Below are 26,263 nucleotides of genomic sequence, written 5' to 3' on the forward strand. Positions count from 1 at the left end.
CGCAGCCGTCGTAGAACCGAACACTGCGCTCGATCAGGTGAGTCCCGGGCTCAGGTTTTACGGTCGCTTCGCAACCGGACGCAGCCTCGCTCCGCTCGTCAGCGGCTACAAGGTCTGAATGAAACCTCAATTGTGGGAGCGAGCAGGGAAGTTTGACCACCAACAGAGTATCGACAGGTTGTCACAGGCTCAGTTCTTTTCGAGGTTATCCAGAATGCGCTTGTGCACCCGCAGGCAGATGCGCGCTTCTTCTTCGTCGATGCCCACGAACAGCTCCTGGCGCAACGCGGTGGCAATGGCTTCGATCTGTTCAATCAGGGGGCGGGCAGAATCACTCAGCACGATCTTTTTGGCGCGTCGGTCTTCGACCACCGAATGACGCTGCACCAGGCCCTGAGCCTCAAGGCTGTCGAGCAGGCGGGCCAGGGTCGGACCTTCAACGCCAACGCTTTGCGCCAGTTCGCGCTGTGTGGGCGCTTCGTCAAAACGGGCCAGATGCAACAGCACCAGCCAGCGCGCCTGGGACAACCCCAGACCCGCAAGACGACGATCCAGCTCGGCACGCCAGCCACGAGACATTTGGGCCAGTTGCATACCAAAACGGTGTTGATCGGTTAACGGCATAAAAAACTCAATGTTTAGACTGAAAATAGAGGGCAACCAATTATTAGTCAGCTAAGCATGCCGCTTGCTCATAGGCAAGGCCTATAAGTCAATCATTCGTTACCTAATTAGATTTCAAACTCCGATTGCAGCGCCGCACGCACGCAATACAGCACACCTTCAGGTACGCGGCCCTTGAACTGCTCAGCGATGCTGGCCACGCTCGGCAGCTCGCCTTCACCATCCAGGAAGGCATCCTGTACTTCCTCCATCAGCTCTTCAGGCAAGTCCAGCGCTTGTTCCAGGGACAGCTCCTGACGACCGATGGCTTCGGCCAGCATGGTGTAGACGTTCTTTTCCGAGCACTGCAATTGCCCGCTGATCTGCAGCGGGGTCATGCCGGCACGGGCCAGACTGATCAGCTCGTGACGGATATCGGCCACCACTTTCGGGGTTTCGGCCTGCCCGCCCAGCACTTCGAGGAACGCCTCGCCGTAACGCTCCAGCTTGCGAGCACCGACACCGCTGACCCGGGCCATCTCGGCCATCGAGGTCGGTTGGCTGCGCAGCATTTCGAGCAGCGTGGAGTCGGGGAAGATGACATAAGGCGGCACGCCATGCTCTTCGGCCAGTTTGCGCCGCAGGGCCCGCAGGGCTTCCCACTGTTCGCGCTCTTCGCCGCGCACCAATTGGCTGGCCGGGCTGGCGGAACTGCTCTTGACCGAGGTTTGCGGCTTGAGCTCGCGGCGCAGTTCCAGGGTCACTTCGCCGCGCAGCAACGGCCGGCAGCTGTCGCTCAGGCGCAGGCCGCCGTAGCCTTCGATATCGATATCAGCCAGACCACGGGCCACCAATTGGCGGAACAGGGTGCGCCACTCGCCTTCGGCGCGGGCTTTACCCACACCAAAAACGGACAGATGCTGATGGCCAAAGCTGCGCACCTTTTCGTTTTCGCGGCCCAACAACACGTCGATCAGGTGCCCGGTGCCGTAACGCTGGCCGGTACGATAAATCGCCGACAGCGCCTGGCGTGCAGGCTCCGTGGCGTCCCAGGTTTGCACGCCGTCCACGCAGTTGTCGCAATGCCCACAAGGTTGCGGCATCTCTTCATCGAAGTAGGCGAGCAAGGTCTGACGGCGGCAGCGGGTCTCTTCACATAACGACAACATCGCGTCGAGCTTGTGGTGCTCCAGACGTTTGTGGCGTTCGTCGCCTTCAGAGTTCTGCAGCATTTGCTTGAGCATCACCACGTCTTGCAGGCCGTAGGCCATCCAGGCATCAGCGGGCAGGCCATCACGGCCTGCGCGGCCGGTTTCCTGGTAGTACGCCTCAAGGGACTTGGGCAAGTCCAGATGCGCAACGAAGCGCACGTTGGACTTGTCGATGCCCATGCCGAACGCGATGGTGGCCACCATGATCAGGCCTTCCTCGTTGAGGAAGCGCTTCTGGTTGGCGGCCCGGGTGTCGCTGGGCAGGCCGGCGTGATACGGCAAGGCCGGGAAGCCCTGGTCGCACAGGAACTGTGCCACTTCATCGACCTTTTTACGCGACAGGCAATACACGATGCCTGCGTCGCTGCGTCGCTCGCTGAGGAACGCCAGCAACTGCTTGCGCGGCTGCTCCTTGGGCACGATGCGGTAAAAAATGTTGGGCCGGTCGAAACTCGACAAAAAACGCTCGGCATTCTGCAAATGCAGGCGAGTGACGATTTCTTCGCGGGTGCGCTTGTCCGCCGTGGCCGTCAGGGCAATCCGCGGCACATTGGGAAACACTTCGGCCAGTTGGCCTAACTGCAGGTATTCCGGGCGGAAGTCATGGCCCCATTGCGATACGCAGTGAGCTTCGTCGATGGCAAACAGGGCGATGTCCAGGCTCTGCAAAAAAGCCATCATGCGCGGTTGTACCAGACGCTCCGGCGCCAGATAGAGCATCTTGACTTCACCGCGCTTGATGCGATTGGCCAGATCGCGCTGCTGCTCGGCACTGAGGGTCGAATTCAACGCTGCCGCGGCAACCCCAAGTTCTTCAAGGGTCGCGACCTGATCGTCCATCAAGGCAATCAGCGGTGACACCACCACGGCCAGGCCATCGCGCAGCAATGCCGGCACCTGGAAGCACAGGGACTTGCCGCCGCCGGTGGGCATCAGCACCAGGGCGTCGCCACCACTGGCCACGCGCTCAATAATGTCACCCTGTCGGCCACGGAAACTGTCGTAGCCGAAGATGTCCTTGAGTACGCGTTGAGCCTGTTCGAGCATAGAAACTCCAGAAATCGCCGAAACACCCCTGCGCCAGCACGATCCGCCGCGGCCACAAGCCCTTTGAAAAGCTCGGGCACAGGCCAACGGTGCGCTACATTTACCGCAGGGCATCACAAAACGCGGCAGTATACCCGAGGGTTCCACTGCTGCGGGCTGTGTAATTGCAACACCGATCACCGGGAACTGCTGGCAAATGTGCCCTGCGACTGGCTTGGAAGCTCAAGAAAGCCTAGAATTCACTATCGTTTATTTACTAGGTAACACTTAATGTCCTTCGCTGAGCAACTAACCCGCCTGCAAGCCTTCCTCGACGCCGACGAGCTGCATGACGAGGCGCTGGACTACGTGGCCACCCACGGCTATCTGACTGCCCTGTCCATCTGCTCAGAGGAAGTCCCTGAGCGCGAATGGATCGACGCGATCTTCTCCGAAGCCCCGCATTACAAGGACGACGCCCAGCGCGCCGAAATCGAAGGCACGCTGATCCAGCTCAAGGCTCATATCGCCCGCCAGTTGGCATCGGACGAAGAGTTCGAACTGCCATGTGATCTGGATCTGGGCGACGAGCCGGACGATTCCGACCTGCGCGGCTGGTGTGTCGGCTTTATGGAAGGCGTGTTCATGCGCGAAGCCGCCTGGTTCGAAACCGCCGAAGAAGAAGTCAGCGAAATGCTCCTGCCAATCATGGTGGGTTCGGGCCTGTTCGACGACCAGCCTGAATTCGAAGATATCGCCAAGGATCACAACCTGATGGACGACATGATCGTTCAGATCCCGGAAGCGCTGACCGCCCTGTACCTGCTGTGCCAGGCACCGGACGAGAAGCCGGCGATCCTCAAGCCGCGTCACCACTGATCCTTTAGTGGTTCCCCCCTCTCTCGGCAACCGCCCGCGGTTGCTGCGCTACGTTCTGTTTGCCATCGGCTGGCTGAGCGTAGCGTTGGGGGTGATCGGGATTTTCCTGCCTGTCCTGCCTACAACCCCCTTTCTGCTATTGGCTGCCGCCTGTTTTGCGCGCAGTTCGCCGCGTTTTTATCACTGGCTGGTCGAGCACCCGCGGCTCGGGCCGTGGATTCGTGATTATCTCGACGGTAATGGCATCCCGCTCAAGGGCAAGGTCTACGCCATTGGCCTGATGTGGCTGAGCATTGGCGTGTCCTGCTACCTGGTACCCCTGCCGTGGGCCAGGGGCTTTATGTTGACCAGCGCGGTGCTGGTGAGCATTTACATCCTGCGGCAAAAAACCCTCGAAAAACCCTGAAACGCAACAGTCCGTAGCAGCTGCCGAAGGAACGAGGCTGCGTTCGGCGACGTAGTCGTCGTAAACCCTGAGAGCAGTTTTTAGTTGTCACACCTCAGTGTCTGATTTTGCGACGGCTTCGCCGCCGAACGCAGCCTCGTTCCTTCGGCAACTGCTACGCGGACTTGTATCACCTGGCCAGCATCCGCGCATTTATAAACCCTCGTTTTTACCGTGATTACGCTGATAGGTATCGGCGCCCATCGCCTCGATCTGCCCTTCGATCAACGCTTCAAACGGGCGCAGCAGCGGCGCAAACGAAGTGGCCGGCTCCAGAATTTCCAGCGCCTGCACAATAGCTTCCAAAGTAGACAGGGCCCCCGGCCCCGGCGCCTTGCGCAACCGGTAACGTGACACCGCCCCCTCCGGCAACGTCACCCGCGGCAATTGCGCCAGCAACGGATTAAGGTGCAGCAACTTGCGCGCCTTGCGCCAGGTACCGTCCGGCACCACCAACAGCATCGGCAGCTGTTGATCGCCAACAGTGTCAGCCTCGATCAATTGCGCACCCTCACCGGGGAACAGCAACCGCGCCCGATACCCCGGCGGGTTGAGCAAGGTCGCCAAATCTTCGAACACCTCGCCCACCAGCAATTGCGCATTGGTCAGCCCCAGGGCTGCCAGCCGTGCAGTATTGAGCGCATGGTTGACCTCGCTGGGGTGCTGAAGCAGCAATACCCGGGTGCGGCTATCAACTTGCGGGATCAGCTCGCACAAGCAGTGAGATTGCGGGCGCATGCAACGTGGGCATTGGGCTCTGGACATAGGGTAAACAGGCTCGTTCAAGGTTTATGAAGCTGTGTTTTGAGCAGATCGCGAAAAGTCTGGATCAAGGGTTCGCGGCTGCGGCCACGGCGCACGATCATCGAGAACGGCGCCTGGTAGCCAAATGTTGCGGGCAGCAGCACGCGCAGGTCGCCCTTCTCCACCCAGGGCTCGGCGTAATGCTCGGGCAAGTAGCCGATATAGGCGCCGGACAGCACCAGGATCAGCTGCGCCTCCATGCTGTCCACCGTCGCCGCGCTGTGCTTGAAGCCGTGGCGCGCCAGTTCGGCCTGGCTCCAGTAGCCGCGCCCGACCATCCGCTGCTGGGTAATCACCGGCCCGGGGATCCGCCGTTCGCTGAACAGAGGGTGGCGCGTGCTGCAGTACAGCCAGTGCTGCTCACGGTACAGCGGCTGATAGACCAGCCCGCTCATGCGCGTGGAAAACGCCCCGATGGCCAGGTCCAGGCGGTTGTCCTGCACCCCGAGCTGCAATTCGTAGGGGCTCATCACCGATAAATGCAGGTGCACCGCCGGGTGTTCCTGGCTGTAGGCGCCAATGGCCTCGGCAAAGGGCAAGGCCTTGTCATTGACCGTGGAGTCGATCACGCCAAGGTTCAGGGTGCCGCGCAGTTCGCCCTTGAGCGCTGCCGCGTATTGCTCGAAACCTTCCAGCTCGCCCAGCAGGCGCAGGGTTTCCTGATGGAACAGCTCACCCTTGCTGGTCAGGCTGAAACCGCCGCGACCGCGATGGCACAGCACCAGCCCCAGATTGGCTTCGAGCTGGCTCATGTAGGTGCTGATGGCCGAGGTCGAGAGGTTGAGCGCCTGCTGGGCATTGGCGAACCCCTGGTGCCTGACCACACTGGCAAAGATTCGCAATAGTTTCAGATCGGGTAAAGCGTTGGCCATCAATAACTCACTTTCCACCGTGGGAGCGGGCTTGCTCACGATACAGGCGCCCGGGTTTCGGCCTGCTGCGCGGTGATGCATTCGCGAGCAAGCCCGCTCCCACAGGCAATGATGAAGGATCAAAGTCTACCGCCATTAGTTTAGAAAAACCTGAACTAAGTATTTGCCCGCAGCGATTCTTCCCGCCTCGCACCTTTCGCAGAATCGAGCGCCATAACTCCTACAAAACGACGAGGCCTTACCCGTGGACAAAATTCTTCATCAACCACTGGGCGGTAATGAAATGCCGCGCTTCGCCGGCATCGCCACCATGATGCGCCTGCCGCACCTGCAATCAGCCGCTGGCCTGGACGCCGCATTTGTCGGCGTGCCCCTGGACATCGGCACTTCGCTGCGCGCCGGCACCCGCTTCGGCCCCCGCGAGATCCGCGCCGAATCGGTGATGATCCGCCCCTACAACATGGCCACCGGCGCCGCGCCCTTTGATTCATTGTCAGTGGCCGATATCGGCGATGTGGCGATCAACACCTTCAACCTGCTCGACGCGGTACGCATCATCGAGGAGGCCTACGACGAAATCCTCGAACACAACGTCATCCCCATGACCCTGGGCGGCGACCACACCATCACCCTGCCGATCCTGCGCGCCATTCATAAAAAGCACGGCAAGGTCGGCCTGGTGCATATCGATGCCCACGCTGATGTAAACGACCACATGTTTGGCGAAAAAATCGCCCACGGCACCACCTTCCGCCGTGCCGTCGAAGAAGGCCTGCTGGACTGCGACCGCGTGGTGCAAATCGGCCTGCGCGCCCAGGGTTATACCGCCGAAGACTTCAACTGGAGCCGCAAACAGGGGTTCCGCGTGGTGCAGGCTGAAGAATGCTGGCACAAATCCCTGGCCCCACTGATGGCCGAAGTGCGCGAAAAAGTCGGCAACGGTCCGGTGTACCTGAGCTTTGATATCGACGGTATCGACCCGGCCTGGGCACCCGGCACCGGCACCCCGGAAATCGGCGGCCTGACCACCATCCAGGCGATGGAAGTGATCCGCGGTTGCCAGGGCCTCGACCTGGTCGGCTGCGATCTGGTAGAAGTCTCGCCGCCCTACGACACCACCGGCAACACCTCGTTGCTGGGCGCCAATTTGCTGTACGAAATGCTTTGCGTGCTGCCCGGCGTTGTACATCGATAAGGACGTCTCTCAGGCACCGTTGAACATTGCGTTTGGCGGTACCAAACCACCGTGCCAGCTGTATCCATAAAAAAAATAATCGGAGATTCGCCATCATGGCTTTAGATCTACTGGTCGTCCTTATCTACGCAGCGGCAATGCTGGTGCTCGGCTACTACGGCATGCGCAAAGCCAAAACCCACGAAGACTATCTGGTTGCCGGGCGCAACCTGGGCCCCACGCTGTACATGGGCACAATGGCCGCAACGGTACTGGGCGGCGCGTCCACCGTCGGCACCGTGCGCCTGGGCTATGTACACGGGATTTCCGGCTTCTGGCTGTGCGCCGCCCTGGGTTGCGGGATCATTGCGCTTAACCTGTTCCTGGCCAAGCCGCTGCTCAAGCTTAAAATCTTCACCGTCACCCAGGTACTGGAAAAACGCTACAACCCCATGGCCCGCCAGGCCAGCGCGGTGATCATGCTGGCCTACGCGCTGATGATCGGCGTGACCTCGATCCTGGCCATCGGCACCGTACTGGAAGTGCTGTTCGGCCTGCCCTTCTGGATCTCGGTATTGCTCGGCGGTGGCGTGGTGGTGGTGTATTCCACCGTGGGCGGCATGTGGTCGCTGACGCTGACCGACATCGTGCAGTTCGTAATCAAGACCGTGGGCCTGATGTTCGTCTTGCTGCCCATCTGCCTGTACCGCGTTGGTGGCTGGGACGAACTGGTGAGCAAGTTGCCCGCGTCGAACTTCAGCTTCACCAGCATCGGCTGGGACACGATCATCACTTACTTCATGATCTACTTCTTTGGCATCCTCATCGGCCAAGACATCTGGCAACGGGTGTTCACCGCAAAAACCGCGAAAGTGGCCAAATATGCCGGCACGTTCGCCGGGTTTTACTGCATTCTCTACGGCCTGACCTGCGCCCTGATCGGCATGGCCGCCCATGTGCTGATCCCGGACCTGGACAACGTCAACAATGCCTTCGCCGCCATCGTCAAGGTGTCGCTGCCTGACGGTATTCGCGGGCTGGTGATTGCCGCAGCGCTGGCGGCCATGATGTCCACCGCCAGTGCCGGCTTGCTCGCGGCTTCCACGGTACTGACCGAAGACCTGTTGCCAAGGCTGCGCGGCGGCAAGCAGTCGAGCCTGCGGATCAACCGCCTGTTCACCCTGCTCACGGGCATTGCCGTGCTGGGCATCGCCCTGGTGGTTTCGGATGTGATCAGCGCCCTGACCCTCGCTTACAACCTGCTGGTGGGCGGCATGCTGGTGCCATTGATCGGGGCGATTTTCTGGAAGCGCGCCACCACGGCGGGCGCCATTACCAGCATGAGCCTGGGGTTTGTCACTGCACTGGCGTTCATGATCAAGGATGGCCTGGATGCCAACACGCCGATCTACTACAGCCTGGCTGTGGCGCTGGTCAGTTTTGTGCTGGTCAGCCTGCTGGATCGACGCCCTGCGGTTGTAGCCAGCGCGGCCTGATCAGGGTTTTCTTCAGCGGGTACAACGTTGCAGGTTGTACCCGCCCCCCTCAACCCTTTCATACAACCCGCAACGCCAATACCCCGCCCACTCAGCGACGTGTCGCTCCCATGCCATTAATCAGCCCAACTAAGCTTGAAAAGCGGCCACAGAGGATGTTGCCGCATTACTTCATGCAACCCTGACTGATTAAATGGACTTGCCACCATGACCCACTTCAACACGTATCTGGCCACTGCCGCAGTGGCCATTACCCTGGCCGGCGCCGGTGCCACCGCTCAAGCCGATGTCACCACACTGACCTTCGAAATCGTCAACAACACCTCGGGGCCGCTCACGCTCAAGCGTTCCGGCTGGGACCTGTCCTTGGCCGCTCCCGGCTTCTTTGATGTCGCCCCCTATGGCGAGCATTCCTATGAGGCAAACTACAAAACCAACTTTGCTTACCCGCGCAAAACCCCGGCAACCCTGCGCGAAGTCATTGCTTATAGCAATGGCAATCGGGAATGCACCTTTTCCACGGCGTTGAAGGTTACCCAGTCATTTGGCACATTCACACCGACACTCCACTCAACCCGGGCAGCCAGTGCTACCTCTACCGGTGTCGAGGATGTGAAGTGCGAAGCCCAGGTCACGGAAAAAACAGACGAAGCACCGCTAAATTACAGCGTGCGCTTCAGCATGGGCTGACAAGCCCAATAAGGAGAGGGGGCAGTGGCCACTGCCCTTTTTTGCGTTGCAGGGCGCAGGCCCTTGCACCAGGCAAGGGACGCTGGAGGTCAGGCTACCTGCCGCAAACAAGTGCCCTTAGCGGCGACGTTGCGGGCGGCGGCGCGGATCCTCGACAGGGATTGGCACAGGTTGCATTGGCGGCTCGATCAAACCTAGCGCTACGCCAAGGTCATGGAGCCAAGTTTGCAGTTTGTCTTTCATATATCCCCCTTGGGGTCACTCTGGCGACGGGAATTCAGTGGTCGCTTCGTACAGATAATAGTCCTAACTCCTACAAGATGCTTGCTTAAGGTCAATGAACTTTAGGCTAAGCCCTGCACCTGTATGATTCAGGCCGGCAATAGAAGTTGCAGCGATAATTCAGAAGTTTGCGGCGAATGGGCCTGTTGCAGCTCTATCCAGGCATTCAGGTTGGCCCCTCTCATGCCTTTTCGCCACATCAACCATGTTGTGGCACTGGCAAAAGGTTGTTTCAAGGGGTGTATGCGTACATTTTCACGCCCCGGCAAGCTGGCCAGCATCGAGGCCGGCATCAATGCCACCCCCGACCCTGCTGCCACGCACGCCAACATACCTTGATAGGATTCGATCTCCATCACCCGCCCCATTGCAGCCCGATCACTGGCGTACCAGGCTTCAAGCCGGGCTCGGTAAGAACAGCCCTGGCGGAAGGTAAACACTTCACGCCCCTGCACCTCCTGGGCGCGGCTAATTGGCGGATGATCCAGATCACTGATCAGCACCAGACGCTCTTCGCAGAACTCCACTCCATCCAGCCCGGCCAGCTCCAGCGGACCATCCACCAGAGCTGCGTCCAGCCGCCCGGTCAGCAACCCCTCAAGCAACTCACCGCTGGGTGCCGATTGCACATGCAGATTCACTGCCGGATAAGTACGGTGATAGCGGGCCAACAAGCTCGGCAAATGAATCGCCGCGGTACTGTACATGGTGCCCAGGGTGAACTTGCCCGCAGGCACGCCGCCCTGCACCGCACCCAGCGCTTCATCATGCAGGGCGAATAGACGCGCGGTGTAGTCCAGCAGCACCTGCCCCGCCGGAGATAGCTGCAGGCGCTGACGCTCGCGCATAAACAGCTCAACTCCCATCTGCTCTTCCAGCTGTTTGAGGCGGGTCGACAAGTTGGAGGGCACGCGGTGCATGCGTTCAGCCGCTCGGGTAATCGAACCCTCTTCGGCCACGGCCTGAAAAATACGCAACTGACTGAACTCCACACCATTCTCCAATACAGAACAAGTAGCTCACTATTATTCATTTTTAAGGAAAGTCAATTCACTCTAGCCTGACGGTCATTGTTCTCCCTCAGGAATCCGCAACATGTCGCCCCTGATCCGCATACTCGCCAGCTTTGTCGCCCTCATGATGGCAATGGGCATAGGTCGTTTCTCCCTGACCCCACAACTGCCGCACTTGATCAGCGAAGGCCAGAGCGACCTGACGGGCGCCGGGCTGATCGCCGCCGCCAACTACCTGGGCTATCTGCTCGGCGCACTGGACGCCATGCGCGCCAGACGCCCTGACCAGGTGCGCAGCCGCCTGCACACAGGTCTGTGGCTGTGCGTTGTACTGACCCTGATTTCATACTGGGCCTACGGATTCTGGCCTCATCTGCTCCTGCGTTTTGGTGCCGGTATCGCCAGTGCGTGGGTGATGGTGATGATTACCGCACTCAGTCAGCACATAGCCATCACCGCCAATCGTCCACGGCTGGGCGCCCTGGTATTTGCCGGTCCGGGCGCGGGGGTGATGCTGACCGGGTTGCTGGCGCTGGCAGCCAATGCCACCGGGCAGGGTTCCGCCACACTGTGGATGATCTATGCCGTGGTGGCACTGCTGATGCTGCTGGTGATTCTGCCTGCCCTGCCGCAACCTGCCCCACCGGCCACCCGCCCCGCAGAAAACCAGGCGGACGGCCGCCAACCCGGTATTGCCCGCCTGGGAGCGATTTATGGATTGTATGGCCTGGGCTACATCATCCCGGCGACGTTTTTGTCACAGATGGCAAGCGCACGCTTCCACGGCCAGTGGCAAGCGGACCTGTTCTGGCCTGCATTCGGGCTGTGCGCGGCGACGGGTGTGGTGTTGATCAGTTTTCGCCGCCCCCGGCCAGCCACTACGCGCTTCTGGCTGATGGGCGGGCTGTGGATTCAAGCCCTTGGCGTGCTGGCGTGCCTGCTGCCCAGCGGTGCCGGCCTGGCTCTGGGGGTGATCCTGTGCGGCACGCCGTTTCTAGCCTGCATGCCGCTGGTGATGCAGCGCTCACGGGACCTGGCGCCCCACGCCACAGCGCGCAATGCGGCCTTGCTCACCGCCTGTTTCGCCGTGGGCCAGCTATGCGGCCCATTGCTGGCGGCATTGAGCAGCCATTTCAGCGGCGGCTTGCAACCGGCCTTGATCATCGCGGCCAGCGGGCTGCTGCTGGCCGGGTTGCTGGCGTGGCAGTCGGTCAGTTCCCCAGCAGAGCGCGAACTTTGCGACGCACCAACTGCTCGGCGCTGACAAAGGTAATGCCGCACAGCACCAGCACGGCGCCCACCACAAAGTTGACGCTCAGGGGTTCATGCAACACCAGTACACCAAAGGTCACTCCGAACAACGGCGTCATAAATGAAAACACCGCCAGGTTGGAGGCCATATAACGCTTGAGCAGCCAGAACCACACCAGATAACTGAAGAACGACACCACCAGCCCCTGAAACAGCACACTGGCCACCGCCACGGTGGTCAGGCTGACGTCGCCAATCTGGCCGCTGAAAGCGGCAATCACCAGCAGGCCAAGAAAGCCGACAATCAATTGATAGAACAGGGTCAGGGTCACCGGCGCATCCGACAACCGCGAGGCGCGCACCACCACCGTGGTAGCGCCCCAGGCCATGCCCGCCAGAATGGCGTAGGCATCACCCAGCAGCACATTGCGATCCATATCGGCAAACGACATGCCGCCCGCGAACGAGAAAGCGATCCCGACAAACGCAAGCAAGATCCCCAGCCATTGCAAGGGCCGCAGGCGCTCGCTGGGCAACAGCCAGTTAATCCCGAGGGCGGTGAAAATCGGCGCGGTATAGAGAAAGACCGACATATGCGCCGCACTGGTAAGTTGCAGGCCTTCGGAAATAAAGAAGAACTCCAGCCCGAACAGGCTGCCTGCCAGCAAACCGCCGCGCCAGGTGGCGGGTACCTGGCCCCAGCCACCCTTCCAGCAGATCAGCAGTCCCACCAGCAGCGCCGAAATACCGGAACGCAGGGCGGCCTGCATCACTGGCGCGATATCAGGTGCGGCAAGCTTGATGATGACCTGTTGCACCCCCCAGATCAGACACAACCCCAGCATCACTTGCAGTGCGAAAGCATCCGTTGCTCGCCGCGAAACACTCATAATTCACCCGAAAAAAAGCCACGCCTATAAAAGTCGAAACAACGCAGTGCTTGTCAGTTGCAGAAAGACAATCAGGACGCCAGCTTGCGTGCCGCCCAATAACCCGACAGGGCTGCAAGACAGGTCAATAACCCGCCCCAGGCCATGTCCATCAACGCCAACTGGGCCGACCAGCCTTGCAGCGTGGCCCAGTTGGTCATGTCATAGGTGCCATAGGCCACCAGCCCGAACAGCGCACCCGCCAGCGCCGCCCTGCGCGCACTGGCCCGGGCAAGGGCCGGCAATACCACAAAGAACACCACACCCAGCACATACAGCAGGTAAAACACGATGGCCGGGCCCCACTTGGGTTGAACCAGCATCAGCGGGCCCAACAGCTCTTTGTAGGTAGAGCCCATGAGCACGCCCAGCCACATGCCGTCGAGCACCAGAAAAGCCAGTAACGCACCGATATACGCCCACACTGCCTTGCTCATGTCGCCAGCCCTCGCCTTGGGTCAGATCAGTTCGATGCGGTCCGGGTGGATCGCAATCTTGCCTTCCTTGTACAGCGCGCCAATGGCTTTCTTGAAGTTGCCCTTGCTCACGCCAAAATGGGTGCTGATCACTTCCGGGGCACTTTTGTCGCTGACCGCCAGCACACCGTTGTTGTCGCGCAACTTGCTGAGGATCTTGGAGTTCAGGCTGCTGGCGGCTTCCTGGCCAACTGGCTGCAAGCTCAGGCTGATCTTGCCGTCAGCACGGATTTCCTTGATGTAGCCCTTTTCCTGCTTGCCCGCACGCATGAACTTGAAGATTTCATTCTTGTGGATCAAGCCCCAGTGCTTGTTGTTGATCACGGCTTTAAAGCCCATGTCCGTGGCCTCGGCCACCAACAGATCAACTTCCTGGCCGACCTGGTAATTGGCCGGAGTCTTGTCCAGGTAACGGTCCAGACGGGCAGTCGCGGTAATGCGGCGGGTGTGCTTGTCGAGGTAGACATGCACCACGACGTATTCGCCGGCGGTCATTTGGCGTTTTTCTTCGGAATACGGCAACAGCAGATCTTTTGGCAGGCCCCAATCCAGGAACACACCGATGCTGTTAACTTCAACCACTTTCAAACTGGCAAATTCACCGACTTGAACTTTTGGTTTTTCAGTGGTGGCAATTAACTTGTCAGCACTGTCCAAATAAACAAAGACGTTGAGCCAGTCTTCATCTTCGCTGGGAATATCTTTTGGAATATAACGGTTGGGCAACAGGATTTCACCGTCAGCCCCTCCGTCCAGATACAAACCGAAGTTTGTATGTTTAACCACTTGCAAACTGTTGTAGCGACCGATTAAAGCCATGTCCAATACCCTCATTACGTAAGCGGCATTCTACCCGAGTTTAAGGGGGCAAATTGGAGCGCCGCAGCCCCGCATCCAAAAAATCTGCGAAAGGTTTGATTTATCAGGATTTTCCCCCACCCCTTGGGTGCCATTCGTCAGCCTGGAGGGAACATGCCGCGCACCTGCGAACCTCTGAATGCACTGCAAAACCCTCCCCTGTTATGAATTAAAACAGCGAGTTAGCGGATCTTTATGCAACTGATTGGGCAGTACGGCAACGCGCCCCTATTATTTTACGAAGATATTTAACAAGCAATTGTCAAGTATTTCAGGTACTATCGCTGGCCAAGTTATTTTCTACAGGTCAATAGCCGCCATGCGTGTAAAAGCATCCGCCAGCAAAGCAAAGCCAGCTCCCGCTGTTGAAACCAGTGATTCCATCAATGCTCAAATCGAAGCATTCCTGAAATCCGGTGGCGAGATTCAGCAAATCAGCAAAGGCGTCAGCGGCCAAACTTTTGGCCCGTCCAAGCAGATCACGCTCGGCAAAAAGTAACACCCCCTCGCGTCATCTGGTCCTAATGCGCTTTGCCCTTCAAGGCGCTAGGACTCTCGATTTATCCCCCATGTTCCCCTGCGTTGCCACTGATTCGCATCGATAAATCGACGAACGGCATTTTGTTGCCGCTATTCCTGCGTATGCTCCGAAGGCTCTGAATCAAGCCTTTGAGCCCATATAGGGAGCCGATCATGCTCACACGGGCGGTATTGCTGGCCGGCACGCTGCTGACCAGCGCCATTGCGGATGCTCAGGTGTTCTCCCGCGAACTGGGCGATTTCGACCTCAAGCTGGCTACCCAGCCCAGCCGCAGCATGGCGCAGGGCCTGGTCAAGCCCACAAGCGCAGGCTCGACCTTTCATGGGGGCCTGGACCTGACCCACGACAGTGGCTGGTATGTCGGGCAATGGGCGCCCACGATGGGGATCAAACCCGGCAGCAACCTGGAAGTAGATTCCTACCTGGGCTACAAACACCCCTTCGACCAGACCTTGAGCTATGAGCTGGGGCTGATTCACTACAGCTACCCCAAAGTCGACTCACTGGACAGCCAGCAGATCTTTGCCGGCCTCACGGTGCTGGGCACGCGCTTTGGCGCCGCCTTCAGCAACGACCCGGACCGCCGCGACAGCACCCTGTTTGCCGACCTTGGCGTCAACCAGCCATTTGGCATCGGCGTGAGCATGAAATACACCACTCATCAGCTGGGCACACCCGTGTCCATTGCCGAGGGCGGCAGCGTGCGCGCCTTCAATGACTGGTCGATCAAGTTCTCGCGAGCCTGGATGGGCATCGACCTGAATGTCATCTATAGCGACTCCAGCCTGGACGGCACCGACTGCTCCGCCTACTCCGGGCAAAACACCCAGTGTGATGGCTTGCTGACATTTAAGGCCGAGCGGACGTTCTACTGAACCGCCTGCGGTTTTGTGGGAGCGGGCTTGCTCGCGATGCAGGCGGCGCGGCTTCCCAGTTACACCACGGTGCATACATCGCAGGCAAGCTAGCTCCCACAGATAATGCGGCACTCACAAAATCTGCGGCCGACGACAATCCCTGTGGGAGCGGGCTTGCTCGCGATGTAGACGACGCGGCTTCCCAGTCACACCACGGTGACGCCATCGCAGGCAAGCCAGCTCCCACAGACAATGCGGCACTCACAAAATCTGCAGCCGACGACAATCCCTGTGGGAGCGGGCTTGCTCGCGATTCAGACGGCGCGGCTTCCCAGTCACACCACGGTGCATACATCGCAGGCAAGCCAGCTCCCACAGACAATGCGGCACTCACAAAATCTGCGGCGTTTCAGGCAACAAAAAACCCGGCACAGGCCGGGTTTTTTGTGAGTCACGCCAGCGCTTTACTCAGCGGCTGGTGCTTCTGGCTTGCGGCGCTTGAGCGGTGCCATGCCGTCCTTGCTGACCAGCGACAGGGCGTCGGTCTTCGGGCGGTTGGCAATCTTGCGCTTGGTCGGTGCCTTGGCGCCCGACTTCTTCTTGACGCCCTTGGCGTCGGTCTTTTTCTTCTTCACACCAACCGCTTTACCCGAAGCCTTGACGTTTTTCGGGCCGCCGTAAGTACCTTTGACTTCCTTGATCGTGCGACGCTCGAAGCTTTGCTTCAGGTAGCGCTCAATGCTGGACATCAGGTTCCAGTCACCGTGGCAGATCAGCGAGATCGCCAGGCCATCATTGCCTGCACGGCCAGTACGGCCGATACGGTGAACGTATTCGTCGCCGCTGCGTGGCATATCGAAGTTGATCACCAGATCCAGGCCTTCAACGTCCAGGCCACGGGCCGCAACGTCGGTGGCAACCAGAATCTTGACGCCGCCCTGCTTCAGGCGATCGATCGCCAGCTTGCGGTCCTTCTGGTCTTTTTCACCGTGCAAGACGAACGCCTTGTACTCCTGAGCCACCAGACGACCGTAGATACGGTCGGCCATGGCGCGAGTATTGGTGAAAACAATGGCTTTTTGATAAGTCTCGTTGGCCAGCAGCCAGTTAACGATCTGCTCTTTGTGCTGGTTGTGGTCCGCGGTAATGATCTGCTGACGCGTGGTGGCGTTCAGCTGGCTGACCTGGTTGAGCTGCAAGTGCTCCGGGTTGTTCAGGACCTTGCCGATCATTTCACGCAGGCCCGAACCACCGGTGGTGGCCGAGAACAACATGGTTTGCTGACGATTCGGGCATTCATCGACCAGACGCTGTACGTCTTCGGAGAAACCCATGTCGAGCATGCGGTCGGCTTCGTCGAGCACCAGCACTTCAACTTCTTTGAGGTCGAGGTTGCCAGCGTTGAGTTGCTCCAGCAAACGGCCCGGGGTGCCGATCAGGATATCCGGCACCTTGCGCAGCATGGCGGCCTGGACCTTGAAGTCTTCACCGCCGGTGATCAGGCCGGACTTGATGAACGTGAACTGCGAAAAACGCTCAACTTCCTTCAGCGTTTGCTGGGCCAGCTCGCGGGTCGGCAGCAGGATCAATGCCTTGATGCTGACGCGGATTTTGGCCGGACCAATCAGGCGATTGAGAATCGGCAGAACGAAAGCGGCCGTCTTGCCACTCCCGGTTTGAGCTGTAACCCGCAGGTCACGCCCTTCGAGCGCGAGCGGAATGGCCGCTGCTTGCACAGGCGTAGGCTCGACAAATTTAAGCTCGGCCACAGCTTTAAGCAGGCGTTCGTGCAGGGCGAAATCGGAAAACACGGGTGCTACCTCGAAGAAATACAAAAAATCAGCGGCATAGAGTAACGGTTTCGAGCGCCAAGGCCGAGTTACTTTGCACGAACGGCATGAAACAAATGGTTTTTTAGGGTCTTTAGTCCAATCAAGGCCCACAAATCACCCTGAAGTGCTCTAATCCCATAGCCATTTATTACCGGATATCGTTTTAGCTTATGGATACTCAACCTCTCTGGAGCCAAATCCAGGACTTGTGGGCCAACCTGGACCAACATCCGTGGGTCTCGGCCATGCTCGGCCTGATCGTTCTGGTGGGCGTCGCCCTGCTGGCCGGTCATATCGCTCGCATCATTGTCCTGCGCGTGACCAAAATGCTCGGCCGCCAACCGGCCCTGCACTGGATCAATGACTTACGCGAACACAAGGTGTTCCATCGCCTGGCCCAACTGACCCCCTCGTTGATGGTGCAGTTCGGGCGCAATCTGGTGCCGGACATGAGCGACAACGGTCGCCACTTCCTCGGCAACCTGGCGCTGGCCATTACCATTTTTGTCCTTACCCGCGTCATCAGCTCGCTGCTGGACGCCTTGCTCGATATCTATTCGCGCACCAATTACGCCAAGACCCGGCCGATCAAGGGTTACATTCAGCTGACGAAAATGCTGCTGTATGTGTTCTCGGCCATCATCATTGTCGCCACACTGATCGACCGCTCGCCGATGCTGCTACTGTCGGGTCTGGGGGCCATGTCGGCAGTCATTTTGTTGGTCTACAAGGACACCCTGCTGTCGTTTGTGGCCAGCGTGCAATTGACCAGCAACGACTTGCTGCGAGTCGGCGACTGGATCGAGATGCCGCAGGTGGGTGCCGACGGTGATGTAATCGATATCACCCTGCACACCGTCAAGGTGCAGAATTTCGACAAGACCATTGTCTCGATTCCGACTTGGCGCCTGATGTCCGAGTCGTTCAAGAACTGGCGCGGCATGCAGCAGTCCGGCGGACGCCGGATCAAGCGCAGCCTGTTTATTGATGCCAGCGATGTCGCGTTCCTGACCGATGAGCAGGAGCAGCGTCTGGAAGGGGTACGCTTGCTGAGCGACTACCTGCATCGCAAGCAAGCCGAACTCAAAAGCTGGAATGAAGCCCAGGGCAACGTGGCAGCCATGTCCGCCAACCGTCGGCGCATGACCAATATCGGCACCTTCCGTGCTTATGCCCTTGCCTACCTGAAAAGCCATGCCGATATCCAGCCGAACATGACCTGCATGGTGCGCCAGCTGCAAACCACGCCTCAAGGCGTGCCACTGGAGGTGTACTGCTTTACCCGGACCACGGTGTGGGACGAATACGAGCGCATTCAGGGCGATATCTTTGACTACCTGCTGTCCGTGCTGCCTGAGTTCGGGCTCAGCGTATACCAGCAACCCAGCGGCAATGACCTGCGCAAAGGGCTGTTCAACAGAATACCGATCGAAGAGTGATGTGCCTCGTCGGCGGCTGAAGGGTACGGGATGCGTAGCAGCTGCCGAAGGCTGCGTCCGGCGTGATGCGCCCCCCCCCGACGAAGCCGTCGCAAATCAGGCAACTCGGTGTATCCGCGATACTGAGTGCTCTGGTTTGACGACGGCTTCGTCGGGGTGCCGCATCACGCCGGACGCAGCCTCGTTCCTACGGCAGCTGCTACGGGCGGCTACAGGTTCAAGTTTGCTTGAACTGCGGATCACCGGTGAGTTTGAACAACAACTCGATCCCCTGCGGCCAGGCGCCAAACCCGCCTTCGTCATTGATATGCCCGGCATTTTCCAGCCATACCAGCTCACTGCCCCAGGCCTGGCTGAAGGCCTCGGCCCGCTCAGGGGTAACATAGGGGTCGTTGGTACTGGCCACGGTGATGGCATCAAATGGCAGGGGCTCAAGCGGCATGGGGCTAAAGCCTGTGGTACCGGCCGGGTAACTGTCGGCCTCGGTATCACTGGGCGCCACCAACAGCGCCCCACGCACACGCCGGGCCTCTTTGGGGTGTTGCTGCGCCCATCGAGCAATCAACGAACACGCCAGACTATGGCCAACCAGCACCACAGGGCGCTCGCTCTTGGTGATTTTTTTTTGCAGGTTCTGCACCCAGTCAGTACAGACCGGGTTTTGCCAATCTTCCTGCTTGACCCGGTGCAAACCGCTGTAGCGCTGCTCCCAGTGAGATTGCCAGTGTTCTGCTCCTGAATTGAACAGGCCCGGCAAGATCAACACCCTGACTGTCATTCCGACTCTCCCTTACGGCGATAGATGGACTGAGGTTGACCTTAGACCGTCACGGGCCTGCGGTCTAGGCGACTGATCCAGACAGCAAACACAATCACCAGCCCACCGATGAACAGTCGCCCCAACGGTTCATGCTGGTTCCAGATCAGAAGGTTGAGCAGCAAGCCCACCGGCACATGCAAATTGTTCATCACCGCCAGGGTGCCGCCGCTGACCAGGCAGGCGCCCTTGTTCCACCAATAAAGCCCCAACGCGGTGGACACCAGGCCCAGAAACACCAGCCCCCCCCACTGCAGAGGGGCCTCGGGCAGAAAGTTGGCCTTGCCGAACAACAAGAATGCCGGCAGCACCACCGCCAGCGCGCCAAGGTAAAAGAAACCGAACCGCCGGTAATGGGGCAAGTCGCTCGGGTAGCGCGCCACCAGACGGCGGTACAAGACCTGCCCGGCGGCATAGGTGAAGTTGGCCAGTTGCAGCAGCAGAAAACCTTTGAAGAAATCCGGGCTGATACTGTCAAACCGAATCACTGCAGCACCCGCCACGGCCACCAGCGCGGCGACCAGGGCCCAGGGGTTGAACCGACGGTTAAGGGCATCCTCGATCAGGGTCACATGCAGCGGTGTCAGAATGGTGAACAACAACACCTCCGGCACCGTAAGCACCCGAAAACTCAAGTACAGGCAGACGTAGGTAATGCCGAACTGCAGCGCCCCGATCAATAACATGCCGCGCATGAAACCGGGTTCGACCTGACGCCAGCGCGTCAGCGGGATAAACACCAGCCCCGCCAGCACCACTCGCACCAGTACTGCAAAGTAACTGTCGACGTGCCCCGCCAGATACTCGCCAATCAAACTGAAGGAAAACGCCTGGATCAGGGTGACAAATAACAGATAGCCCATGTATCTCTCGCTCAAAAAACCTTGGTCGCCTGTTCGATCACGCCGCAGCGAGCCCGAAGGAATGCGCGACCTTAGCCGGTTTGCCGGGGAAGTAAAATGCTGGCTTGGCAATGTCGCCTGTTTAAAGGCGATTGGCCAAGCGACCAACCCGGGTTAGAAATCCGTCAGGCGCTTCCACGCCTGCAACGCATCGGCACTCAACGGACGAAACAGCCCCGGGTTATGAAAGAGTGCCTGCTGGATATCCTCGAGGCTCATGCTGGCATTTTGTGTCATAAAGGGCGCCAACTGGCCATGCCAGAGGGTGCCGTCCTGGCTGAAGTAACTACTTTTGTAGGGGCGATCCGGATAGATCTGCGTGTAAAGCTTCTGTGCAAAGTAGTCCACCAGGCATTCGTCATAATTGACCTCGGCACCAGACACAGCTTGCAACCCAATATGACGGTGGGAGGCCGCATGCACATACTCATGTACCACCGTGGAGCGCACCTTGTCGGTATCGACCAGCCCATTGACCACGAAATCCGGATGATCCGTGGCGATATAAATGTGCCCTTGGGGCGAGGTCCAGGCTACCGGATTGGCTTTGGCAGAGGATGAATCGTAGGGAATATCCATTTTCCCTGCCAGATCATTGCCCGTTGTCGAAATCACCCTGATCCCTTCCAGTTTGACGTGCCATTGGGTATGGATCTGCTGCTCGATGCGTTTGAAGTCGATAGCCCTTTCAACCTGCCAGGGTGTAGCCGCCGGCAGGTTGTTGAGGTTGCGGTAAAACTGCGGCCCCTCGGGATCCGGAACAAACATGGCCTCGGCCCCGCCTTGCCATTTTGACCTTGGCCTGGGCTGCAGGCGGATCCCGGGATCTATTTCCCACACACCTGAGGCCAGGTCCTGGACGGGGCGAAAAGTCACAAAAGGGCCAGGTTGTTCACCATCGGCATGCAACTGCCAAAACCTGTTTCTGATCTGCACCACTTCATACACCTGCGGCGGCTCGCCAGCCGTTATCCAGGACCGGCTATTGTGCGTGTAAACACCGGGTGCCGGACCTGGCACCAGCCCCGGCAACGAGATATCACTGCGTGTGTAGGCGTTCATGTCGGCCAACGTGGCCTGGCCACCGTGACCCGGCAGGGCCCAGGTGTGTAAAGTGCCAGTTTCAAATGACTCCTTACCCCCGCCCCTGATCCCTCTTCTTCTCCAGAGCCCCCCGCTCCGGCATCGGGTTTGGCAATCAGCCCGCTGCTGAGCAGTTGCGACGGGTTGTCAGGGTTGCTGATTCGCAGCCTGTAATAGCCATCAGGCAAGTCAGGGCTGGCGGGCACGACATACCTTTGCTGGTTGAAGCGCACAACCCGCACCCTCGATGCCAGCTGCGGCCCATAGGGCAGGCCGGAAACAGGATCGAGCAGGTGGTAACGTGGGGCATCCGCGCTGCCCGTGTTGCGCACCGGCACATTGTCGATGCCGTTGACCCTGCGTAGCTGATCACCTGGCGGCGGTGACTTCCACAGCGCGGGGTCATCGACCGTCACCAGCCCGCGGCGAGTGTCGTAGCGGACCACACTTGAGCGCCTGGCGGCCTGCTTGAAGTGCTCCAGTCCCCGGCTGGCCAGGCAGCGGCCGCCCATCAAAACCTTGATGCGGCCCCATTTGAGCAACTGGGACAAGCCGTCGGCCGGGTTGAGTTCTTGCGCCAGAGCCACCAGCAAAGTTCTGGTGAGCCTTCCCAGCCGTGGCAGCGCTGGCTTGAAACCCAGTTTTCCGGCTGTTTTCAGGATGCGTACCGCGCCACCGACAAACCGGGCCACGGGCAGGAAAAACAGCAGGTCGAAAACCAGCCCCTGCCTTCCCTCTGCCATGCGTTTCTGGTCGCCAGACAGCAGGTCGTCAAAAGTCCCCCAGAACGGGGTAATCGACTTTAGCAGCAGCACGGCCGGGTGAGCATGGTCAAACGCCGTCACGCCCCGGGCTGCCGCGCGGGCCTGATCCCTGTCGATATAGAGAGGGGCCAACATGGCAATCTGCTTGCTGCGCGCGGAACAAAACGTATTGGGCAGCGTACTGCCGGGTTGGCCCGCTGCAGGCAAGCTGCCCAGCTCTTCGACAATCAGCCTGGAGCTTGAGAGTGCATGGGGCCGCGGTTTTTGCCCTGTTCGGTAGGCGTTTTCGTCAAGTTGCAAAATCGCCCCATGCCGATAGCGATGGATCCAGCTATGCAGGCCCGTTTGTTTGGGACCAATCACTCCGCCAATCAACAATGGCTTGAGCCCGGGGCTTTGCTGAATGTGCAAGGCTCGCGGAAATACCTCATAGATATCGCAATCACCGGGCTTGCACACTTGCAGGATAAAACCCTGGCGCAGCATCAGAGAATCCATGAGGCTCGTGGTCTCTTCAGCGACGCTGCCACGACTTTCTGTCCTCACGCGCAGCACTCTGACAGCGCTGTACTCGATATCCTGACGCTGTTGCGGGGGCAGGCTGTCCAGCAAGAACCTCACCACTGCTTGTTGTGCAGATACGAGCGCTGCCTCATGGGCATCGTAGCGACGGCTGAACTCGCGCTCGATATTCACCTGCAAGCGTCCAAGCCGGGCCAGCAGTGCAGCCCGGGCCCTTAGCGTTTCGGTGCTTGGCAGGGTGGTTGCCGTATGCGGTTCAAAATCCACCTCCAGATGCTTGCCCACGGCATACAGCTCAAACAGGGGCACACTCCCCCTCTGCGCCGTGTACACGCGTTGTTCGGGGCTGATGCCGTGTTTCAACAGCTCAGCCCTGGCCATCTGCAGTCTGGCGGGGGGAACCTCGAACAGATCGTTGGCCGCTTTGAGCACTGTCTGCTCAAAGACATCCAGCGCCTTGGCGGCTTGCTGGATTTGCTCGCTGGTGTAAGCACTCAAGGGCATTTCAGGCACAACGCCATGAAGGGCTGCCCAGGTCATGAGCGGTGGTAGTCGCAGGGAAAGCATGGCCGCCGACTTTTCCCGCGCCACGCTCTGCTGCCCTGCCAGGCCAGCCGCCTGCTGGCCTGGCAACGTGATGACCTGTTGAAAAGTCATGCGCTGGGGCGAGCCTGGCTCAATCACATGTGCAAGCTCGGCCCCATGCCGAAAGTTGACCCAACTGGCCGAACCGTAGATCAGCTCGACCGGAATGTCGCGCACGCTGAAATCCGCGGGCATGCTCGGGCGCAGCAAACGCGCCAGCAGCGCGGCAAACGCCGGCGAAGTGGCTTGTCGCGAGGTCAGCAGGTAGTGCTCGAAGTCGCTGCGGATCCAGGCATAGCTTTTACCCCACAAACGATTGGCGTTCAGGTCGTAGCCAGCTGTTGTACCTGCCTGGGAATAACGCAGCACAAGGGCCTTCCAGGCCAACTGGGCGTTCAGGGTCGCCGGGGCAGCCTCGCCATCGGCGGCGCCATGCCAACCTGACGCCTTGAGCAACTGCTGGCCAAGCCACTGCCCCTGCCCTGAAGTGAGCAGTTGTTGCAGCGCCACGGTCGGCCTGGTGTGCGCCAATCCGCCAGGGTCAAACCCGGGCAGGTAATGCCCCAGCACTTCCAGAGGCGGCAAAGGGTTTACCCCCGGCAAGGGTTGCAGGGTTGCAATACAAGCGTTTACGGCACCGAGCAACGCCCGCTCCTGGTCGGCACCCAGCAGGCTGTCAAGTAACGGCGTTGCGTTTTCCATGCCCAAGGCACGCACGGCGTACTGTTCTTCAAGGTCATTGAGTGCTTGCCGCCTGGCAGGCGCCGTTAGCGGTTCAGCCGCAATGATGCAGTAAAAGTCCAGCATCTCCGCCAGAGTCACCGACTCACCGTAATCAAACAGAACGGCTTGCCGGTCGCTATGCAAACAAGTTTCCAACTGCCTGCGCAGCCTCGCGGGCAATGTCGCGGCAAGCGGCAGACGCTGATACAGCACACTCGCTGCCTGCCCGCGCAACTCGTGCGCCAGCAACCCGAACTGGCGCACCACTTCGCTGATGGCGCCCTGCAGCGCAGAGTGCGGGCTTGGCCGCAACCTGAACGAAGAAGCCACAGGGGCCGCCTGCAACATTGCAGCCATTGCCCGAAAATCAGCCAGGGTGGCCTGCGCCTGCTGCTTGAAGGGGTTTACCGGTGGTTCAGGCAGGGCCGTCGGGGTTACCGGCAGTTGGCACTCCACAGCGACATACCGCAACGGCCTTAAAACAGCCAGTGCATTGTCACGAAAGGCCTGTAGCGTGATTTCAATGCAATTATCGCTGTCGGCTGCACCGATGCACAGGCGCTCAATGTCGGCAGCAAGATTGAACACCCGGGGATCAACCAGCAGTTCTCGCAACACAGCCCCGAGCGGCCTGGAACTGACCCGTTGCCATTGCCCGGAATGACGGGTGCTTGAGGACAGGTCGGTGACCGCGCTGTCATCCCGGTACCCCCTGAGTTCAAGCCTGTCCATGTCGAAGGGCGAAACCAGTGACTGGAGGTCAGGGAACGCCTGCACCAGCCCTTCATTAATGGCTGCGGTCCTGCGCGGCCCGGCGCTGCGCTGTGCCTGCAAGGCCAGCTGCCGCACCTGCAGCAGCTGGCCGACACGCAACCTTGCGCGCAGATTGATAGCCTGCTCCAGATACAACGGTTCTACGCGGCCAGACCGAGTCAGGTGCTGGCAACTGTCCTGCTGCCAACTGAGCAGCGATGCCAGGCAACGGGTAAAAGCCTCGCTGCTGGCAACACCCGGGTAGTCCACAAGCGCACGGGGGGAGTGAGCCAGCACAGCCTGGCGGTGGTTTAAAGCGATTGTGGCCCATAACCAGGGATGGCTTTGCAGGTCGCTCAACCAGCGAGCCAGGTATTGGTTGAACTCACCCCCCGAGGAGAATTCGATCAGGCCCTGCCCTGCCATCAGCAAGATCACCCCTGCCGGGCTTTGGGCCGGCAAGTCACGGGGGCTACGGGTGAGAACCAGGCATCCTGAGACCCGAGCCTCGACGGTCGGTACCCGCAGTGTCAGCTCGAAAACCCCGGGCTCCTCGGTTACGCCGGCATCGAGCAATCCCCCTGCTACCCACCGGATCATGGCCGCGCCCTCGACCGTCAAGGTGCCATCGCTTGTGCGCAGGTTTGCCTCTGCGCGTCTTTGCCGGGCCATTCGTTCTGCCAGCCACACCTTGAGCGGCAAGTCACGGCCATCGCGGTTGTCGGCGCCCTGCGTCAGCCCGAGCACCTGCGCCGGCGCCTCGTAAAAGGCCGCTAGCTGCAGCGGATAATTCGGGTAGGCCCTGACCCCCACGTCCTGCAACAGGGCCGCCAGTTCGCTGGCCATGCTGTCGCTGCCTGCCAGACGGGTACCCAGGTGGCCGATGCTGGCCGCCTGGTCGAAGATCCCGACATGCCCCTCATAGACCGGCAGTTCGCGGCTGGCCAGATACCGTGTCAACTCGTCAGCCAGACTGCGGGAGGTCACAGGGGTGGCGATGTGCGCCGTGCGGTCTTGATTCCACTCCAGGCGATAATCGGTGACATGCAGTGCGTCCAGGTCAAACGCCTGGGTGACAGACGCGAACCGCCGCTGCAACGCGGCACGGAACAAATCCCTGGCGGTGGCAAGGAAGGTGGGCTGGCGGCCGAGATGAGCGGCAATGGCGGCCTCCTCATCTTGCAGTTGCTGCTCTGGCAGGGACGAAATAATGGACATGGTGCATCCGCCTCAATCAATGACGTTTTGCCATGCGCCCAAGGAGCCTGGCCAAACAACCGATGGGCAAATTAACAGAGCGCGAGCCTGTAAAAAGATAGATATGTAGCGCACCTCAAAGGCATCTGCATGCTTGCACCCAGCCATTGCTCCAGGCAAAAAAAACCCGATCCAGCCCTGGGCTGATCGGGTACGAGCACTCAAGAAAGTGCAAAGGG

At 59.6% G+C, this 26,263-nt stretch carries 23 protein-coding genes; 9 read left to right on the forward strand and 14 right to left on the reverse strand.

Annotated elements, in window-relative coordinates; translation table 11 throughout:
* Nucleotides 1-189: 189 nt before the first annotated feature.
* The gene (locus AB3G35_RS18710; RefSeq protein ID WP_016781618.1) at nucleotides 190-624 is read right to left on the reverse strand and encodes a MarR family transcriptional regulator; all 435 of its coding nucleotides are present in this window, start codon (nucleotides 622-624) and stop codon (nucleotides 190-192) included.
* 107 nt (nucleotides 625-731) lie between these two features.
* On the reverse strand, nucleotides 732-2,861 hold the full coding sequence (recQ, locus tag AB3G35_RS18715; protein ID WP_016781619.1) for a DNA helicase RecQ: 2,130 nt from the start codon (nucleotides 2,859-2,861) through the stop codon (nucleotides 732-734).
* Between the two features lie 270 nt (nucleotides 2,862-3,131).
* On the opposite strand from recQ, the gene AB3G35_RS18720 reads away from it, so the two are divergent.
* The gene (locus AB3G35_RS18720) at nucleotides 3,132-3,719 is read left to right on the forward strand and encodes a YecA family protein (RefSeq protein ID WP_016781620.1); all 588 of its coding nucleotides are present in this window, start codon (nucleotides 3,132-3,134) and stop codon (nucleotides 3,717-3,719) included.
* A 7-nt stretch (nucleotides 3,720-3,726) separates the two neighbouring features.
* Nucleotides 3,727-4,125: a YbaN family protein gene (locus AB3G35_RS18725; RefSeq protein WP_169873351.1), complete on the forward strand. Its 399-nt coding sequence runs from the start codon at nucleotides 3,727-3,729 to the stop codon at nucleotides 4,123-4,125.
* A 192-nt stretch (nucleotides 4,126-4,317) separates the two neighbouring features.
* Here AB3G35_RS18725 and AB3G35_RS18730 read toward each other — a convergent pair whose 3' ends face one another.
* Nucleotides 4,318-4,929, reverse strand: a complete 612-nt coding sequence (locus AB3G35_RS18730; RefSeq protein ID WP_203304715.1) for a tRNA-uridine aminocarboxypropyltransferase — start codon at nucleotides 4,927-4,929, stop codon at nucleotides 4,318-4,320.
* A 17-nt stretch (nucleotides 4,930-4,946) separates the two neighbouring features.
* The gene (locus AB3G35_RS18735; protein ID WP_016781623.1) at nucleotides 4,947-5,840 is read right to left on the reverse strand and encodes a LysR family transcriptional regulator; all 894 of its coding nucleotides are present in this window, start codon (nucleotides 5,838-5,840) and stop codon (nucleotides 4,947-4,949) included.
* A 244-nt stretch (nucleotides 5,841-6,084) separates the two neighbouring features.
* Between AB3G35_RS18735 and speB the strand changes: the two genes are divergently transcribed.
* The 3 genes from speB to AB3G35_RS18750 all read left to right on the forward strand — a co-directional run bounded on the left by speB (nucleotide 6,085) and on the right by AB3G35_RS18750 (nucleotide 9,200).
* Nucleotides 6,085-7,035: an agmatinase gene (gene speB / locus AB3G35_RS18740; RefSeq protein ID WP_029611503.1), complete on the forward strand. Its 951-nt coding sequence runs from the start codon at nucleotides 6,085-6,087 to the stop codon at nucleotides 7,033-7,035.
* A gap of 95 nt (nucleotides 7,036-7,130) precedes the next feature.
* Nucleotides 7,131-8,510: a sodium:solute symporter gene (locus AB3G35_RS18745; protein WP_106116556.1), complete on the forward strand. Its 1,380-nt coding sequence runs from the start codon at nucleotides 7,131-7,133 to the stop codon at nucleotides 8,508-8,510.
* 207 nt (nucleotides 8,511-8,717) lie between these two features.
* The gene (locus tag AB3G35_RS18750) at nucleotides 8,718-9,200 is read left to right on the forward strand and encodes a hypothetical protein (protein WP_106116555.1); all 483 of its coding nucleotides are present in this window, start codon (nucleotides 8,718-8,720) and stop codon (nucleotides 9,198-9,200) included.
* 117 nt (nucleotides 9,201-9,317) lie between these two features.
* Here AB3G35_RS18750 and AB3G35_RS18755 read toward each other — a convergent pair whose 3' ends face one another.
* Both AB3G35_RS18755 and AB3G35_RS18760 read right to left on the reverse strand, forming a co-directional pair.
* On the reverse strand, nucleotides 9,318-9,443 hold the full coding sequence (locus AB3G35_RS18755) for a PA1414 family protein (RefSeq protein ID WP_254924894.1): 126 nt from the start codon (nucleotides 9,441-9,443) through the stop codon (nucleotides 9,318-9,320).
* A gap of 128 nt (nucleotides 9,444-9,571) precedes the next feature.
* Entirely contained in the window at nucleotides 9,572-10,474 is a 903-nt protein-coding gene (locus tag AB3G35_RS18760) for a LysR substrate-binding domain-containing protein (protein ID WP_369781918.1), read from the reverse strand.
* 103 nt (nucleotides 10,475-10,577) lie between these two features.
* On the opposite strand from AB3G35_RS18760, the gene AB3G35_RS18765 reads away from it, so the two are divergent.
* Nucleotides 10,578-11,759, forward strand: coding sequence for an MFS transporter (locus tag AB3G35_RS18765; RefSeq protein WP_369781919.1), 1,182 nt, complete (start codon nucleotides 10,578-10,580; stop codon nucleotides 11,757-11,759).
* Here AB3G35_RS18765 and AB3G35_RS18770 read toward each other — a convergent pair.
* From AB3G35_RS18770 to AB3G35_RS18780, 3 genes are all read right to left on the reverse strand, one after another.
* The gene (locus tag AB3G35_RS18770) at nucleotides 11,707-12,636 is read right to left on the reverse strand and encodes a DMT family transporter (RefSeq protein WP_369781920.1); all 930 of its coding nucleotides are present in this window, start codon (nucleotides 12,634-12,636) and stop codon (nucleotides 11,707-11,709) included. The two genes, AB3G35_RS18765 and AB3G35_RS18770, sit on opposite strands and share 53 nt — an antisense overlap.
* 71 nt (nucleotides 12,637-12,707) lie before the next feature.
* Nucleotides 12,708-13,112, reverse strand: a complete 405-nt coding sequence (locus tag AB3G35_RS18775; RefSeq protein WP_369781921.1) for a DUF2177 family protein — start codon at nucleotides 13,110-13,112, stop codon at nucleotides 12,708-12,710.
* Nucleotides 13,113-13,133: 21 nt separating this feature from the next.
* Entirely contained in the window at nucleotides 13,134-13,970 is an 837-nt protein-coding gene (locus AB3G35_RS18780) for a S1 RNA-binding domain-containing protein (RefSeq protein WP_016781631.1), read from the reverse strand.
* A 358-nt stretch (nucleotides 13,971-14,328) separates the two neighbouring features.
* On the opposite strand from AB3G35_RS18780, the gene AB3G35_RS18785 reads away from it, so the two are divergent.
* Together AB3G35_RS18785 and AB3G35_RS18790 are read left to right on the forward strand one after the other, a co-directional pair.
* Entirely contained in the window at nucleotides 14,329-14,508 is a 180-nt protein-coding gene (locus AB3G35_RS18785; RefSeq protein WP_016781632.1) for a hypothetical protein, read from the forward strand.
* 194 nt (nucleotides 14,509-14,702) lie between these two features.
* Nucleotides 14,703-15,425: a TorF family putative porin gene (locus AB3G35_RS18790; protein ID WP_016781633.1), complete on the forward strand. Its 723-nt coding sequence runs from the start codon at nucleotides 14,703-14,705 to the stop codon at nucleotides 15,423-15,425.
* Nucleotides 15,426-15,871: 446 nt separating this feature from the next.
* Here the strand turns inward: AB3G35_RS18790 and AB3G35_RS18795 are convergent, their stop codons facing one another.
* Nucleotides 15,872-17,218 carry a DEAD/DEAH box helicase gene (locus AB3G35_RS18795; RefSeq protein ID WP_088377765.1) on the reverse strand — a complete coding sequence of 449 codons (1,347 nt, stop codon included), beginning with the start codon at nucleotides 17,216-17,218 and terminating at the stop codon, nucleotides 15,872-15,874.
* 191 nt (nucleotides 17,219-17,409) lie between these two features.
* Between AB3G35_RS18795 and AB3G35_RS18800 the strand changes: the two genes are divergently transcribed.
* Nucleotides 17,410-18,678, forward strand: a complete 1,269-nt coding sequence (locus AB3G35_RS18800) for a mechanosensitive ion channel family protein (RefSeq protein WP_086797958.1) — start codon at nucleotides 17,410-17,412, stop codon at nucleotides 18,676-18,678.
* Nucleotides 18,679-18,895: 217 nt separating this feature from the next.
* Here AB3G35_RS18800 and AB3G35_RS18805 read toward each other — a convergent pair whose 3' ends face one another.
* The 4 genes from AB3G35_RS18805 to AB3G35_RS18820 all read right to left on the reverse strand — a co-directional run bounded on the left by AB3G35_RS18805 (nucleotide 18,896) and on the right by AB3G35_RS18820 (nucleotide 26,045).
* Nucleotides 18,896-19,456 carry an RBBP9/YdeN family alpha/beta hydrolase gene (locus tag AB3G35_RS18805; RefSeq protein ID WP_369781922.1) on the reverse strand — a complete coding sequence of 187 codons (561 nt, stop codon included), beginning with the start codon at nucleotides 19,454-19,456 and terminating at the stop codon, nucleotides 18,896-18,898.
* Nucleotides 19,457-19,497: 41 nt separating this feature from the next.
* Nucleotides 19,498-20,358, reverse strand: coding sequence for a carboxylate/amino acid/amine transporter (locus AB3G35_RS18810; protein WP_369781923.1), 861 nt, complete (start codon nucleotides 20,356-20,358; stop codon nucleotides 19,498-19,500).
* Nucleotides 20,359-20,511: 153 nt separating this feature from the next.
* Complete coding sequence (locus tag AB3G35_RS18815) at nucleotides 20,512-21,459, reverse strand: hypothetical protein (RefSeq protein WP_369781925.1); 948 nt, start codon at nucleotides 21,457-21,459, stop codon at nucleotides 20,512-20,514.
* The gene (locus tag AB3G35_RS18820; protein WP_369781926.1) at nucleotides 21,456-26,045 is read right to left on the reverse strand and encodes a hypothetical protein; all 4,590 of its coding nucleotides are present in this window, start codon (nucleotides 26,043-26,045) and stop codon (nucleotides 21,456-21,458) included. Before AB3G35_RS18820 ends, AB3G35_RS18815 begins: the two co-directional genes overlap by 4 nt.
* Between the last annotated feature and the right edge of the window lie 218 nt (nucleotides 26,046-26,263).

The organism is Pseudomonas sp. WC2401 (assembly GCF_041200115.1).
GTDB classification, from domain to species: domain Bacteria; phylum Pseudomonadota; class Gammaproteobacteria; order Pseudomonadales; family Pseudomonadaceae; genus Aquipseudomonas; species Aquipseudomonas fragi.

Excerpts from the sequence above, each read along its gene's own strand:
- AB3G35_RS18710 (WP_016781618.1), bottom strand. The coding sequence starts at position 624 with ATGCCGTTAACCGATCAACACCGTTTTGGTATGCAACTGGCCCAAATG.
- recQ (WP_016781619.1), bottom strand. The coding sequence starts at position 2,861 with ATGCTCGAACAGGCTCAACGCGTACTCAAGGACATCTTCGGCTACGAC.
- AB3G35_RS18720 (WP_016781620.1), top strand. The coding sequence starts at position 3,132 with ATGTCCTTCGCTGAGCAACTAACCCGCCTGCAAGCCTTCCTCGACGCC.
- AB3G35_RS18730 (WP_203304715.1), bottom strand. The coding sequence starts at position 4,929 with ATGTCCAGAGCCCAATGCCCACGTTGCATGCGCCCGCAATCTCACTGC.
- AB3G35_RS18735 (WP_016781623.1), bottom strand. The coding sequence starts at position 5,840 with ATGGCCAACGCTTTACCCGATCTGAAACTATTGCGAATCTTTGCCAGT.
- AB3G35_RS18745 (WP_106116556.1), top strand. The coding sequence starts at position 7,131 with ATGGCTTTAGATCTACTGGTCGTCCTTATCTACGCAGCGGCAATGCTG.
- AB3G35_RS18750 (WP_106116555.1), top strand. The coding sequence starts at position 8,718 with ATGACCCACTTCAACACGTATCTGGCCACTGCCGCAGTGGCCATTACC.
- AB3G35_RS18755 (WP_254924894.1), bottom strand. The coding sequence starts at position 9,443 with ATGAAAGACAAACTGCAAACTTGGCTCCATGACCTTGGCGTAGCGCTA.
- AB3G35_RS18765 (WP_369781919.1), top strand. The coding sequence starts at position 10,578 with ATGTCGCCCCTGATCCGCATACTCGCCAGCTTTGTCGCCCTCATGATG.
- AB3G35_RS18770 (WP_369781920.1), bottom strand. The coding sequence starts at position 12,636 with ATGAGTGTTTCGCGGCGAGCAACGGATGCTTTCGCACTGCAAGTGATG.
- AB3G35_RS18775 (WP_369781921.1), bottom strand. The coding sequence starts at position 13,112 with ATGAGCAAGGCAGTGTGGGCGTATATCGGTGCGTTACTGGCTTTTCTG.
- AB3G35_RS18780 (WP_016781631.1), bottom strand. The coding sequence starts at position 13,970 with ATGGCTTTAATCGGTCGCTACAACAGTTTGCAAGTGGTTAAACATACA.
- AB3G35_RS18785 (WP_016781632.1), top strand. The coding sequence starts at position 14,329 with ATGCGTGTAAAAGCATCCGCCAGCAAAGCAAAGCCAGCTCCCGCTGTT.
- AB3G35_RS18790 (WP_016781633.1), top strand. The coding sequence starts at position 14,703 with ATGCTCACACGGGCGGTATTGCTGGCCGGCACGCTGCTGACCAGCGCC.
- AB3G35_RS18800 (WP_086797958.1), top strand. The coding sequence starts at position 17,410 with ATGGATACTCAACCTCTCTGGAGCCAAATCCAGGACTTGTGGGCCAAC.
- AB3G35_RS18805 (WP_369781922.1), bottom strand. The coding sequence starts at position 19,456 with ATGACAGTCAGGGTGTTGATCTTGCCGGGCCTGTTCAATTCAGGAGCA.
- AB3G35_RS18810 (WP_369781923.1), bottom strand. The coding sequence starts at position 20,358 with ATGGGCTATCTGTTATTTGTCACCCTGATCCAGGCGTTTTCCTTCAGT.
- AB3G35_RS18815 (WP_369781925.1), bottom strand. The coding sequence starts at position 21,459 with ATGAACGCCTACACACGCAGTGATATCTCGTTGCCGGGGCTGGTGCCA.
- AB3G35_RS18820 (WP_369781926.1), bottom strand. The coding sequence starts at position 26,045 with ATGTCCATTATTTCGTCCCTGCCAGAGCAGCAACTGCAAGATGAGGAG.